Annotated in this window: 12 protein-coding genes; 2 read left to right on the plus strand and 10 right to left on the minus strand. The window is 67.9% G+C overall.

Annotated elements, in window-relative coordinates:
• Nucleotides 1-43: 43 nt before the first annotated feature.
• The 4 genes from VD659_RS02800 to VD659_RS02815 all read right to left on the minus strand — a co-directional run bounded on the left by VD659_RS02800 (nucleotide 44) and on the right by VD659_RS02815 (nucleotide 5654).
• A complete protein-coding gene (locus VD659_RS02800; protein ID WP_423259616.1) occupies nucleotides 44-1951 on the minus strand; it encodes an ABC transporter ATP-binding protein in 1908 nt (635 codons plus the stop codon).
• Between the two features lie 132 nt (nucleotides 1952-2083).
• Complete coding sequence (locus VD659_RS02805) at nucleotides 2084-3067, minus strand: carbohydrate ABC transporter permease (protein ID WP_137837790.1); 984 nt, start codon at nucleotides 3065-3067, stop codon at nucleotides 2084-2086.
• Nucleotides 3064-4194, minus strand: a complete 1131-nt coding sequence (locus VD659_RS02810; RefSeq protein WP_423259617.1) for a carbohydrate ABC transporter permease — start codon at nucleotides 4192-4194, stop codon at nucleotides 3064-3066. The genes VD659_RS02805 and VD659_RS02810 overlap by 4 nt, the downstream gene beginning before the upstream one ends.
• A gap of 134 nt (nucleotides 4195-4328) precedes the next feature.
• On the minus strand, nucleotides 4329-5654 hold the full coding sequence (locus tag VD659_RS02815) for an extracellular solute-binding protein (protein ID WP_137837788.1): 1326 nt from the start codon (nucleotides 5652-5654) through the stop codon (nucleotides 4329-4331).
• 301 nt (nucleotides 5655-5955) lie between these two features.
• On the opposite strand from VD659_RS02815, the gene VD659_RS02820 reads away from it, so the two are divergent.
• Nucleotides 5956-6978, plus strand: a complete 1023-nt coding sequence (locus VD659_RS02820; RefSeq protein ID WP_423259618.1) for a LacI family DNA-binding transcriptional regulator — start codon at nucleotides 5956-5958, stop codon at nucleotides 6976-6978.
• A 28-nt stretch (nucleotides 6979-7006) separates the two neighbouring features.
• Here VD659_RS02820 and VD659_RS02825 read toward each other — a convergent pair whose 3' ends face one another.
• On the minus strand, nucleotides 7007-7369 hold the full coding sequence (locus VD659_RS02825; protein ID WP_423259619.1) for a DUF952 domain-containing protein: 363 nt from the start codon (nucleotides 7367-7369) through the stop codon (nucleotides 7007-7009).
• A 67-nt stretch (nucleotides 7370-7436) separates the two neighbouring features.
• Between VD659_RS02825 and VD659_RS02830 the strand changes: the two genes are divergently transcribed.
• Entirely contained in the window at nucleotides 7437-8018 is a 582-nt protein-coding gene (locus VD659_RS02830; protein ID WP_423259620.1) for a TetR/AcrR family transcriptional regulator, read from the plus strand.
• Between the two features lie 53 nt (nucleotides 8019-8071).
• Here VD659_RS02830 and rplL read toward each other — a convergent pair whose 3' ends face one another.
• The 5 genes from rplL to VD659_RS02855 form a co-directional block, all read right to left on the minus strand.
• Nucleotides 8072-8455, minus strand: a complete 384-nt coding sequence (gene rplL / locus VD659_RS02835) for a 50S ribosomal protein L7/L12 (protein WP_137837784.1) — start codon at nucleotides 8453-8455, stop codon at nucleotides 8072-8074.
• Between the two features lie 49 nt (nucleotides 8456-8504).
• Nucleotides 8505-9020, minus strand: a complete 516-nt coding sequence (gene rplJ, locus VD659_RS02840) for a 50S ribosomal protein L10 (RefSeq protein WP_137837783.1) — start codon at nucleotides 9018-9020, stop codon at nucleotides 8505-8507.
• A 293-nt stretch (nucleotides 9021-9313) separates the two neighbouring features.
• Nucleotides 9314-9478: a hypothetical protein gene (locus tag VD659_RS02845; RefSeq protein WP_171010819.1), complete on the minus strand. Its 165-nt coding sequence runs from the start codon at nucleotides 9476-9478 to the stop codon at nucleotides 9314-9316.
• Between the two features lie 63 nt (nucleotides 9479-9541).
• Nucleotides 9542-11011 carry a sensor histidine kinase gene (locus tag VD659_RS02850; protein ID WP_423259621.1) on the minus strand — a complete coding sequence of 490 codons (1470 nt, stop codon included), beginning with the start codon at nucleotides 11009-11011 and terminating at the stop codon, nucleotides 9542-9544.
• Entirely contained in the window at nucleotides 11008-11787 is a 780-nt protein-coding gene (locus tag VD659_RS02855; protein ID WP_423259622.1) for a response regulator transcription factor, read from the minus strand. Before VD659_RS02855 ends, VD659_RS02850 begins: the two co-directional genes overlap by 4 nt.
• Between the last annotated feature and the right edge of the window lie 46 nt (nucleotides 11788-11833).

Here is an 11833-nt window from a genome sequence, read left to right on the forward strand (position 1 = left end):
CACAACTCTAGTCACAGGCGGGCGGTGCCGGAGACCACCTCTCTCACACGGTCGAGAGCTGCTCGGCGTAGAGCGCCGCGTAGACGCCGCCCAGGGCGAGCAGTTCGTCATGTGTGCCGCGCTCGAGGATGCGCCCGTGGTCGACCACGAAGATGACGTCGGCGTTGACGATGGTGGAGAGCCGGTGGGCGATGGCGATCGTGGTGCGCCCGTCGGCGGCGGCGTCGAGAGCCTGCTGCACCACGCGCTCCGAGATGGAGTCGAGGGCGCTCGTGGCCTCGTCGAGGATGAGTACGGCCGGGTCTTTCAGCAGCACGCGGGCGATCGCGATGCGCTGCTTCTCGCCGCCGGAGAGGCGGTAGCCCCGCTCCCCCACCACGGTGTCGTAGCCGGCCGGAAAACTCATGATGCGCTCGTGGATGTTCGCCCGGCGCGCCGCCTCGGCGAGCTCCGCGCCCGTCGCATCCGGCTTCGCGTACCGCAGGTTCTCGGCGATGGTGGCGTGGAAGAGGTAGGTCTCCTGGCTCACGATGCCGAGCCGCGCGATCAGCGAGTCCTGCCGCACCGAGCGCACGTCGAGCCCGTCGACCCGCACGCTGCCGGCGCTGGCCTCGTAGAGGCGGGGGACGAGATACGAGACCGTGGTCTTGCCCGCACCCGAAGGCCCCACGAACGCGGCGAACTGGCCGGGCTCCACCACGAACGACACGTCGTCGAGCGTCGGATGCTCGGGCTCGCCATCGGGGTACACGAAGCTCACGTGGTCGAACTCCACCCGGCCGGCGCGGGTCGAAACGGGCAGCGCCACCGCATCCGGAGCGTCGGTGATCGAGGGCGTGAGGTCGAGGTACTCGAAGATGCGCGCGAACAGCGCCCCCGAGGTCTGCAGGTCCAGGCCCACGCGCATGAGCCCGAGCAGCGGCCACATCAGCCGCGCCTGCACGGTCGTGAAGGCCACGATGGTTCCGGCGGTGATGTCGACGCCGCCCTGGATGAGGTAGGCCGACACGAGGTAGACCACGGCGGGCACGATCGAGAGCACGATCTGCACGATGGCGAAGAACCACTGGCCGCTCATCTGCTGCCGCACCTGCAGCGAGATCTGGTTGTCGTTCTCGTCGGAGTAGCGCGCCACCTCGGCGCCCTGGCGGTTGAAGCTCTTGGCGAGCAGGATGCCCGAGACGCTGAGAGCCTCCTGCGTGATGGCCGTCATGTCGGACAGCGACTCCTGCGTCTTCGACGCGATGCGAGCCCGCACCTGCCCCACCCGCCGCTGCACGAGCACGAGGAGGGGCATGAGCACCACGGCCACCACCGTGAGCTGCCAGCTCAGCAGCAGCATCGCCACGAGCGCGGCGATCACCGTGACGGTGTTGCCGAGCACGCTCGACACCGTGTTGGTCAGTACGCTCGCCACGCCGCCGACGTCGTTCTGCAACCGCGACTGGATGATGCCGGTCTTCGTGCGGGTGAAGAAGGCCAGCTCCATGCGCTGCAGGTGCGAGAACAGCCGGATGCGCAGATCGCCCATCACGCGGTTGCCCACCTTGGCCGTGAGGTAGGTCTGCCACACGCCGAGGGCCGCCGACACGATCCAGATGAGCACCATCAAGCCCACGAGCTCGAGGAGCACCGGGATGTTCGGGGTTCCGCCCGCCGGGAAGAGCCCGAGATCGAAGGCCTGCTGGGTCAGCAGCGGCGGCACGACGGTGAGGGCGGCGCCGATGAGCACCAGGATGCCGGTGACCACGAGCGCCGCGCGGTAGGGCTCGAACAGGGTGGCGATGCGCCGGAGCAGGTGCGGGATCTTGGGCGCCTCGGCGTTCGCCGCACGCTGGGCCGCCGCGTCGCCGCCGGACACGCGGCCTCCGCCGCCACCACCGCCGCCGCCCCGCCCGCCACCGCCGGCCGCGGCCACCGCCGCCATCCGGCCGCCGCCCATTCCACTCATGCCTCGACCCTACGCCCGGCTCCCGACGCCCCGGCCCGGTATCTCCGACGGCGGAATCCGGCTGCGCCCGACGCGCCGAAGAGCGCCCTGTCCGAGACCGAACAGGGCGCTCTTCGGCACTCGCGAGGCGGGTTACCCCTTCGTCGAGCCGGCCAGGAGGCCGCGCACGAAGAAGCGCTGCAGCGCGAAGAACACGATCAGCGGAACCACGATGGCCACGAACGCGCCCGCCGTGAGCAGGTACCAGTCCTGACCGCGCGAGCCCGTGATCTCGGCCAGCAGCTTGGTGATCGGCGCCACCGAGCCGTCGGCGAAGATCAGCGCCACCAGCAGGTCGTTCCACACCCACAGGAACTGGAAGATCGCGAACGAGGCCAGCGCCGGCATGGTGAGCGGCAGGATGATGCGGAAGAAGATCTGGCCGTGACCCGCACCGTCGACGCGGGCCGCCTCGATCACTTCGCGCGGGATCTCCGACACGAAGTTGTGCAGCAGGAAGATCGCCAACGGCAGCGCGAAGATCGTGTGCGCGATCCAGACCTGCGAGAACGTCCCCTCGGAGGGCACACCCGAGAAGATCCAGTCGTTCCCCACCGCGATACCGCGCGAGAACAGCGACAGGAGCGGCACGAGCGCCATCTGGATGGGCACGATCTGCAGGGCGAACACCCCGATGAACAGCCAGTCCTTGCCCTTGAAGTCGATCCACGCGAAGGCGTAGGCCGCGAGCGAGGCGATGACCAGCGGGATGAGCGTGGCCGGGATGGTGATGGCGATCGAGTTGATGAACGACGACGCGATCGTCACCGAGGAGTTTCCGGCCTGCAGCACCGAGGCGTAGTTGTCGAGCGTGAAGCCCCAGTTGCTGAAGATCGTCCACCAGCCGCTGGTCTGGATGTCGTTCCGCTCGCGGAACGAGGAGATGAACAGCCCGAAGGTCGGGATGGTCCACAGGATCGCGATGACGAGCGCCGCGATGGTGGCACCCCGGCTGGTGAGGCGGCGCTTGGTGCGCTTGACTGCGGTCTCCTCGCGCTCGATCTCCTTCTCGCCGCTGCGCAGGCGGCGTCGGGACTCTGGGTCGACCGGCAGGTCGATCGGCTGCACGGCGCTCATCGGATCTCCCTCTGCTTCTTGATCTGCCTGGCGTTGTAGATGACGATCGGCATCACCAGGATGAACAGGATGACGGCGAAGGCCGCCGACCGCCCGTATTCGAAGTTCTTGAACTGCGTGTACATCTCGTTCGCGAGAACACTCGTGTCGTTCGCGCCGGCGGTCATGGTGCGCACGATGTCGAACACCTTGAGCGAGGCGATCGAGATCGTGGTGATCACCACGACCAGCGACGAGCGGATGCCCGGCACGGTGACGTTGATGAACCGCTGCCAGGCATTGGTCCCGTCGAGCTCCGCGGCCTCCAGCTGCTCCGTCGGAACGCCCTTGATGGCGGCCGAGAGAACGACCATCGCGAAGCCGGTCTGGATCCAGATCAGCACCACGATGAGGAAGAAGGTGTTCCACGGCGACTCCTGGAGCCACTGCACGGGCTGCCCGCCGAGCCACACCACGACCTGGTTGAGCAGGCCGATCTGGGTCTCGTCGACCGGGCGGTAGGTGTAGACGAAGCGCCAGATGATCGAGGCGCCGACGAAGGAGATCGCCATCGGCATGAAGACGAGGATCTTGAAGAACTTCTCGCCGCGGCTCTTGTCGATGAACACCGCGTAGGCGAGGCCGAAGATCGTCGACAGCGTCGGCACCACGAGCACCCAGATGATGGTGTTGAGGATGACCCGCAGGTTCTGGGGGCTCGTCAGCACCCACACGAAGTTCTCGACGCCGACGAAGTTGCCCCGGCTGGAGAAGAACGAGTCGATGAAGGTCTTGACCGTCGGGTAGATCAGGCCGACGAGGAGCAGGATGACGGCCGGGGCGAGGAACCCGAAGAGCTGGAAGAGGTAGCCCGCTCCCTGCTTCGACCGACGGTCGAGCCAGAAGAACAGCAGGCCCAGTGCGGCGGCGATCAACGCGGCCCACCAGACGGAGCCGATCAGCACGAGCACCAGGAACGGCGCGATGATGCAGACGGCGAGGCGGATGATCGTGTACTTGCGACCCGTGCGGGGCGCGATCTCCACGAAGAAGAGGATCAACGCGACGACGATGCCGAACGCGATGACGACGATGGGGATCTGGGCCAGTGGTGGCAGCCCTCCCACCCAGAGGAGGAATTCCGACATGACAACCTTTCGAGTGCAACTCTGAACTCAGGACCGGTCCGGCGCGCCGGGCGTCGTGGAGACACCGTAGCAGCCGGGGTGCACGGAGGCCGCCCGAATCTCTCCGGGCGGCCTCGGTGCAGGAGGGCCTCAGCTCAGGAGCTGGGCCATCCGGCTTCGATCTGTGTCAGCACCTGGTCTTGCGGGGTGCCGTTGATCCAGTCGACCATGCCCTTCCAGAAGGTTCCCGCTCCCACGGCTCCGGGCATCAGGTCGGATGCGTCGAAGCGGAACGTGGTCTTCGGGTCCTGGAGAATCTTGATGGCCTGCTGCAGGATCGGGCTCTTCGCGTTGGCCGGGTCGAGACCCTTGTTCGCGGAGATGACGCCACCGAGCGCCACACGGCTGTTGGCCCACTCGGGGCTCGACAGGTACTCCTGCACCTTGACGGTGTCGGCGTCGTTCGAGAACGCGCCGACGATCTCGCCACCACCGGTGACGGCGGTGTCGCCCTTGGTGACCGGCGGGGTCACGAAGGCCCAGATCTGCTGGTCGGGGCCGACCGTCGCTCCGGCGTCGGTGAGGAAGCCGTCGAAGAACGAGGCCTGGTGGGTGAGCGAGCAGGTGCCCTGTGCCATGCCGGTCGCCACGTCGCCGAAGGCGGTGGAGTTGATCGACTTGACGTCACCGTAGCCGGCGTTGACGTAGGCCGGGTTCTGCAGGATCTTGCCCACGGCGGTGAAGGCGTCGGCGATCTTGGGGTCGGTGAACTTCACGTCGTTCTTGACCCACTGGTCGTAGACATCCGGGCCCGCCTGGCGGAGCACCAGGTCTTCGACCCAGTCCGTGCCCGGCCAGCCGGTCGCGTCGCCCGAGCCGAAGCCCGCGCACCACGGCTGCTTGCCGAGGGTGGTCTGCATCTTGGCGGTGAGGTCGAGCAGCTCCTGCCAGGTGGTCGGAACCGTCCAGCCGTTGTCGGCGAACTGCTTCGGCGAGTACCAGACGAAGCCCTTGACGCTCGCCATCAGCGGAGCGCCGTAGAAGGTGTTGTCGACCGTGCCGTAGGCCTTCCAGTCCTTCGACCAGTACTGGTCGACGTTGGCCTCGACGCCCGAGGGGGCGGGCTGGATGAAGCCGCGCGAGGCGAGGTCGGCGAGCAGGCCCGGCTGCGGGAAGATCGCGAGGTCGGGCGGGTTGCCGCCCTGGGCGCGGATGCCGATCTGGGACTCGAACTCCTTCGACGACTCGTACTGGATGTCGATGTTGTTCGCCTTCTCCCAGTCAGCCCAGGACTGCTCGAGAAGCTTCGCTTCGGTGTCGGCGATGGTGCCGTAGACGGTGACGACCCCGTCGGCCTTGCCGACGGTCGTGGTTCCGCCGCTGGAGCCACCGGCTCCACCGGAACAACCGACGAGGGCGAGCCCGAGGCCCGCCGCGATGGCGATGGGTGCTGCGACCCGGCGGTGCAGGAAAGACCGCATTTCTCCTCCTCATTGAGTAGATGTGACTCGGGCCGTTGCGGCCCGACCACGCCCGATCTCTCGATCGGACTAGGACAGGACGCCCCCGTCGTGGTGCCTTCGGTGGCGTGTGTAGGGAAACCTTTCCATAACTCTCAGGAAATCACAACCCGCATCCAAGGCGAGTCGAAAAGGTAACGATTCGGTTGCAGAGAGCGCTCTCATCTTGCATTGAGCGGGGTCTGCCGGAATCGTCGACTTCCGCACCCGACGCCCCCAGGCGCTAGGATTCTGGAAGCGTTTGCAGACGAGGAGGTCTTCTGTGTCGGGAATCGAGGACGTCGCCAGCCTTGCCGGTGTTTCCAAGGCCACGGTGTCCCGCGCCCTGAGCGGCCGCGGCTACGTCTCCGCCGAGACCCGGATGCGCGTCTCGGCCGCCGCTGCGAGCCTCGGCTACGTCGTCTCCTCCAGCGCCTCGAGCCTCGTCACGGGCCGCACGAGCAACGTCGGCGTGATCATCCCGGTCATCAACCAGTGGTTCTTCGGCAGCATCATCGAGGGCGTCGAGCGCGCCCTGCTCGAGCGCGGCTACGACCTCATGCTCTACAACCTCACCAAGTCGCACGAAGAGCGCACCCGCGTGTTCGAGTACTTCCTGGTGCGCAAACGCGTCGACGCGGTGATCGCCGTCACCCTCGAGATCACGCCCGAGGAGACCAAGACGCTGCTCGCCCTCGGCAAGCCGATCGCCGGCATCGGCGGCCCACTCGAAGGCATCCCGACCTTGAGCATCGACGACGTGGCCGCCGCCCGGCTCGCCACGGAGCATCTGCTGCTGCTCGGCCATCGCGACATCATGCACGTCGGCGGCGACATCGACGAGCAGATGGACTTCCACGTGCACTCCAAGCGCCTCAAGGGCTACATGGAGGCCCTCACCGGCGCCGGCGTGCCCTACGATCGCGACTCCTACGTGGCGACGCGCTTCGACATCCCGGGCGGCTACCGGGTGGGCAAGCAGATCCTCGGCGATCCGCGGCGCCGCCCCACGGCGATCTTCGCGGCGGCCGACGAAGTGGCGATCGGCGTCATCCTGGCCGCCCGCGAACTCGGCATCTCGGTACCCGAGGAGCTCTCGGTGATCGGCATCGACGACCATCCCCTGGCCGAGCTCTTCGGGCTCACCACGATCGAGCAGCGGCCCGACCTGCAGGGCGAGCAGGCGGTGGACTGGGTCATCCGCCAGCTCGAGCAGCCCGGCTGGACTCCCCCGGCCCGCCACACCGTGCTCCCCGCACGCCTGGTGATGCGCTCCTCGACGGCGTCGCCGCGACCGCGCACCTGAGAAGGCCCACGCGCCCGCGGGCCGGCCGTCAGGCGAAGCGCGTGAGGTCGGGCAGCACGAACGCGCCGCCGGCGCGCTCGATCGGCAGCTCGGCGACCACCACGGGGCCGTCGGTCGGGATGGGGCCGTGCACGTGCGGGAACCCCGGCGTCTCCTCGGTGACCTCGAGGCCGGCTTCGGCGAGGGCCGTCGTGTCGAGCACCACGAGCAGCAGCGCGAAGCGGATGTCGGAGTAGAACTCGTCGAGCACCCCGCCCACGCCGTCGAGCGCGACCGCGTGCACGAAGCCCGCATCGGCCAGGCTGACGCCGCGCGTCGAGACCTCGTACTCCCCGAGATTGCGCGCCGACTCCCAGTCGTCGACGATGGCGACGTGTGCGATGCGGGTCATCCGGCAGCCTTCCTTCAAGTAATGACACTTCATAGTATCATTAAGCGATTCCCGTGAAGGAGGGCGGATGCCCGCAGCCAGCACCGCGACCGCGCGCGCCAAGCGGGGCCGCCCGACCGCGGTCGAGCGCGAACGGCGCCACACGCGCATCCTCGACGCCGCCGTCGCCGCGTTCGGCCGCGCCGGATTCGAACGCACGAGCCTCGACGACATCGCCGACGCGGCGGCAGTCACCAAGCGCACCCTCTACGTCGACGTCGGCGACAAGGCGGCCCTCTTCGCCGCCGCGGTCGAACGCGAGCACCAGCGCATCCGCGATGCGGCCTCGGTCACCGACTCCGCCCTCGACGTCGCTGCGGAGCTGGTGCACGTGCTGCACTCCGATGCGGCGATCGGGCTGCACCGCGCCGTGATCGCCGAGGCCGTGCGCCAGCCGTTGCTCGCCGAGGCCTTCTACACGGCCGGCCCGCGGCATTCGATCGGGCTGCTCGCCGAGCGCTTCGGCATCGACGCAGAGCGGGCCTCCGCGCTCTACACCCTGCTCCTCGGCGAACCGCACCGGCGGCGGCTGCTCGGCCTCGACCCCGCCCCGTCGCGGGCGCAGTCCGCCACACAGGCACGCGCGGCCTGGGCACTGCTCGCGCCTTAACGGCGGATGCCCCGAGCCAGTGGCCCGGGGCATCCGTTGCGAAGTAGAGAAGACTACTTGAGGGTGACGGTGGCGCCAGCCTCTTCGAGCTGAGCCTTGGCCTTCTCGGCGGCCTCCTTGGTCGCGCCCTCGAGCACGGCCTTGGGGGCGCCGTCAACGAGAGCCTTCGCCTCACCGAGGCCGAGGCTGGTGAGGGCGCGCACCTCCTTGATGACCTGGATCTTCTTCTCGCCGGCGGCTTCGAGGATGACGTCGAAAGCGGTCTGCTCCTCGACCTCCTCGGCAGCGGCGGCCGGGCCGGCAACGCCGGCGACGGCGACGGGGGCAGCGGCGGTGACCTCGAAGGTCTCCTCGAATGCCTTGACGAACTCGCTGAGCTCGATGAGCGTGAGCTCCTTGAAAGCGTCAAGCAGTTCCGCGGTGGAAAGCTTAGCCATGTTGTTCTCCTTGTTTGGTAGTTAGTTCAACCGCATCCGAAGCCGAAGCTCAGGAAGCGGACTCCTGCTTCTCACGCAGCGCATCGACCGTGCGAACGGCCTTCGACAGCGGGGCGTTGAAGAGATATGCGGCACCGAAGAGCGAAGCCTTGAAGGCACCGGCGAGCTTCGCCAGCAGGACTTCACGGGATTCGAGATCGGCGAGCTTGGTGACCTCAGCGGCGGTCAGAGGGTTACCGTCGAAGTAACCGCCCTTCACGACCAGAAGAGGGTTTGCCTTGGCGAAGTCACGCAACGACTTGGCGACGGCCACGGGGTCTCCGTGGACGAAGGCGATCGCGGAAGGACCGGCGAGCTCGTCGTCGAACGACGAGATGCCGGCGTTGTTCGCCGCGATCTTGGTCAGCGTGTTCTTCACCACGGCGTATGACGCGTGCTCACGGATGTTGCCGCGCAGCTGCTTGAGCTGGGCGACCGTGAGACCGCGATACTCGGTCAGCAGAACGGCGGTCGAGCTCTGGAAAAGTTCCGTGAGTTCGGCAACCGAGGCTTCCTTGTTCGCCATGGCGCTCCTAATGATGATTGTCGTCAGCCGGGACGACCGTCGTACGGGATGCGCACAAAAAAAGCTCCGGCGCAGGAGGCCGGAGCGAGAAGAAGCGGTAGAACCGCTTGAAACTGACTACGTACACCTGCGCAGGTCTTCGCTCATGCGAACCTTCGATCGTCGTATGCCCAGTCCGTGAACTGCGCGCACGCCGATAACCGGCGGTCTTTGGCTCCGTCAAGACTAAGCGACCCCCGCCTCCGATGCAAATCGCATCGACGACGGGGGCCGCAGAGGGAACATCCGGCGATCTAGACCCGCCGGTTACCCGTGATGGCGCGCACGATGAACACGATCACCGCGAACACCAGCAGGATCAGGCCGATCCAGAGCAGGAAGTTCAGCGTCTGTACGAAACCGCCGGTGAACAGCAGGATGACAGCGATCACGGCGATGATGATGAGGAGAAGATTCATTCTGAGCTCCTATACCTTTCGGGGAAGCGGGGACGAACCCCTCCGGCCTGTGGGCCGTGATTTTCACCGTACCCCGATCGGGGGTAAAGCGGACTTCTCCGCCTCCGCTTCTTGCGGCGCGAGCGGGATCACCACGGTGAAGGCCGTGCGGCCGGGCCGGGTGTCGACGCTCACCTCGCCGCCGTGGGCATCCACCACCGCTTTCACGATCGCGAGGCCCAGCCCCGTGCTGCCGGCGTGCCGCGAGCGGGAGCTGTCCCCGCGCACGAAGCGCTCGAACAGCGCGGGCACGAGCTCGGAGTCGATGCCGGGGCCGTCGTCGGCGATCGTGACGACGGCCGAGGGGGTTCCGTCCTTCGCGGTCGCCTGCCGTGCCGACACGAGCACCGTGCTCCCTGCGGGCGTGTGCACGCGCGCATTGGCGAGGAGGTTGGCGAACACCTGATGCAGCCGGTGCGGATCTCCGGCCACGGTCACGGGCTCTTCGGGCAGGTCGAGGTCCCACACGTGATCGGGGCCGGCCACGTGGGCATCGCTCACGGCGTCGACGAGCACGAGGGAGAGGTCGACCTCGGTGGTGTCGAGTTCCGGCTTCGCATCGAGGCGGGCCAGCAGCAGCAGGTCCTCGACGAGGCTCGTCATGCGCGTGGCCTCCGACTCGATGCGCCCCAGGGAGTGCGTGACGTCGTCAGGCAGGCCCGTGCTCGTGCGCCGCGTGAGCTCGGCGTAGCCGCGGATCGAGGCGAGCGGCGTGCGCAGCTCGTGGCTCGCATCCGCCACGAACTGGCGCACCTTGTTCTCGCTGCGCTGGCGAGAGGTGAGGGCGGAGGCGACGTGCTCGAGCATCCGGTTGAAGGCCAGGCCCATGCGGCCCACCTCGGAGCGCGGGTCGGTGACGGGCACGCGTTCCGCCAGCGCGACGTCGCCGCGGTCCAGCGGCAGCTCGGCCACGCGCGTCGCCGTGGCGGTCACGCGGTCGAGCGGGCGCAGCGCGAGGCGGATGATGAGCAGCCCCGCGATTCCGGCGAGCACCATGGCGCCGATGGTCACGAGCACGATCACGATGATCTGCTGCGAGAGCGTGGCGGTCACGTCGGTGAGCGGGAGGCCGGTGACGAGGATGTCTCCGGCCGTGGTGACCGTCGGCGCTTCGATCCGGTAGGAGCCGAGGGAGGCGACGGTGATCGTCACCGGTGCGCGCGAGGGGGTGACCGCGTCCAGCGAGGCCAGCTCGTCGGCGGTGAGCCGTTGCACCTGCCCTGCCGAGTCGAGCACGAAGCCCTGCGTGGCGACGCCGTTCGAGACGGCGGCCACCAAAGTACCGGAGGCCTGCCCGAGCGAGAAGCCGGGCGGGCCGCCGTTGCCGGACGGGAGAACCTGCTGGATGCTGCGGTTCGAGGCCTCACGCAGCTGCGCATCGAGCTGGTTGACCAGGAACCCGTTGAGCGCCACCGTGCTGAGCACGCCGATGATGGCGCCGGCGACGGCGATGAGGCCGATCACGCTCAGGATCAGCGTGCGGCGCAGAGTCATAGTGCGGGCTTCAGCATGTAGCCCGCGCCGCGCACCGTGTGGATCATGGCGGGGTGGCCGGCGTCGACCTTCTTACGCAGGTAGGAGATGTAGATCTCCACCACGCTCGACTTGCCGCCGAAGTCGTAGCTCCACACCCGGTCGAGGATCTGCGCCTTGCTCAGCACGCGGCGGGGGTTGCGCATGAGGTAGCGCAGCAGCTCGAACTCGGTCGCGGTGAGCTCGATCGACTCGCCGTCGCGGAACACCTCGTGGCTGTCCTCGTTGAGTTCGAGGTCGCCCACCGTGACGATGGGGTCGTCGGCGTCGGCCACGACCAGGGTGGAACGGCGGATGAGGCCGCGCAGGCGCGCGACCAGCTCCTCGAGCGAGAAGGGCTTGGTGACGTAGTCGTCGCCGCCGGCGGTGAGGCCGGCGATGCGGTCGTCGAGCGCATCCTTCGCGGTGAGGAAGAGCACGGGGGTCTCGTGGCCGTCGGCGCGCACGCGCTGCAGCACCTGCAGGCCGTCGATGTCGGGGAGCATCACGTCGAGCACGATCACGTCGGGGCGGAACTCGCGCGCCACGGCGATGGCCTGGCGGCCCTCGCTCGCGGTCTTGACCTCCCAGCCCTCGTAGCGCAGGGCCATCGAGAGCAGGTCGGTGAGGGTGTTCTCGTCGTCGACGACGAGCGCCCGCACCGGCGTGCCGTCGGCGCGTCGCAGCCGCGGCTGCTTGGCCGCATTGGAGGAGTTGCCGTTGCCGGCACCGGAGAGGAGGGAGGCGTCGATGGTCACAGTTCCAGTATTGGCAGTTTCCTATGAGGAATCTATGACCGGGCGA

Source organism: Herbiconiux sp. 11R-BC (assembly GCF_049472555.1).
Classification (GTDB): Bacteria; Actinomycetota; Actinomycetes; order Actinomycetales; family Microbacteriaceae; genus Herbiconiux.

Bases quoted from the DNA above. Each gene is read 5' to 3' on its own strand.
- VD659_RS02800 (WP_423259616.1), bottom strand. From the start codon at position 1,951: ATGAGTGGAATGGGCGGCGGCCGGATGGCGGCGGTGGCCGCGGCCGGC.
- VD659_RS02805 (WP_137837790.1), bottom strand. From the start codon at position 3,067: ATGAGCGCCGTGCAGCCGATCGACCTGCCGGTCGACCCAGAGTCCCGA.
- VD659_RS02810 (WP_423259617.1), bottom strand. From the start codon at position 4,194: ATGTCGGAATTCCTCCTCTGGGTGGGAGGGCTGCCACCACTGGCCCAG.
- VD659_RS02815 (WP_137837788.1), bottom strand. From the start codon at position 5,654: ATGCGGTCTTTCCTGCACCGCCGGGTCGCAGCACCCATCGCCATCGCG.
- VD659_RS02825 (WP_423259619.1), bottom strand. From the start codon at position 7,369: ATGACCCGCATCGCACACGTCGCCATCGTCGACGACTGGGAGTCGGCG.
- VD659_RS02830 (WP_423259620.1), top strand. From the start codon at position 7,437: ATGCCCGCAGCCAGCACCGCGACCGCGCGCGCCAAGCGGGGCCGCCCG.
- rplL (WP_137837784.1), bottom strand. From the start codon at position 8,455: ATGGCTAAGCTTTCCACCGCGGAACTGCTTGACGCTTTCAAGGAGCTC.
- rplJ (WP_137837783.1), bottom strand. From the start codon at position 9,020: ATGGCGAACAAGGAAGCCTCGGTTGCCGAACTCACGGAACTTTTCCAG.
- VD659_RS02845 (WP_171010819.1), bottom strand. From the start codon at position 9,478: ATGAATCTTCTCCTCATCATCATCGCCGTGATCGCTGTCATCCTGCTG.
- VD659_RS02850 (WP_423259621.1), bottom strand. From the start codon at position 11,011: ATGACTCTGCGCCGCACGCTGATCCTGAGCGTGATCGGCCTCATCGCC.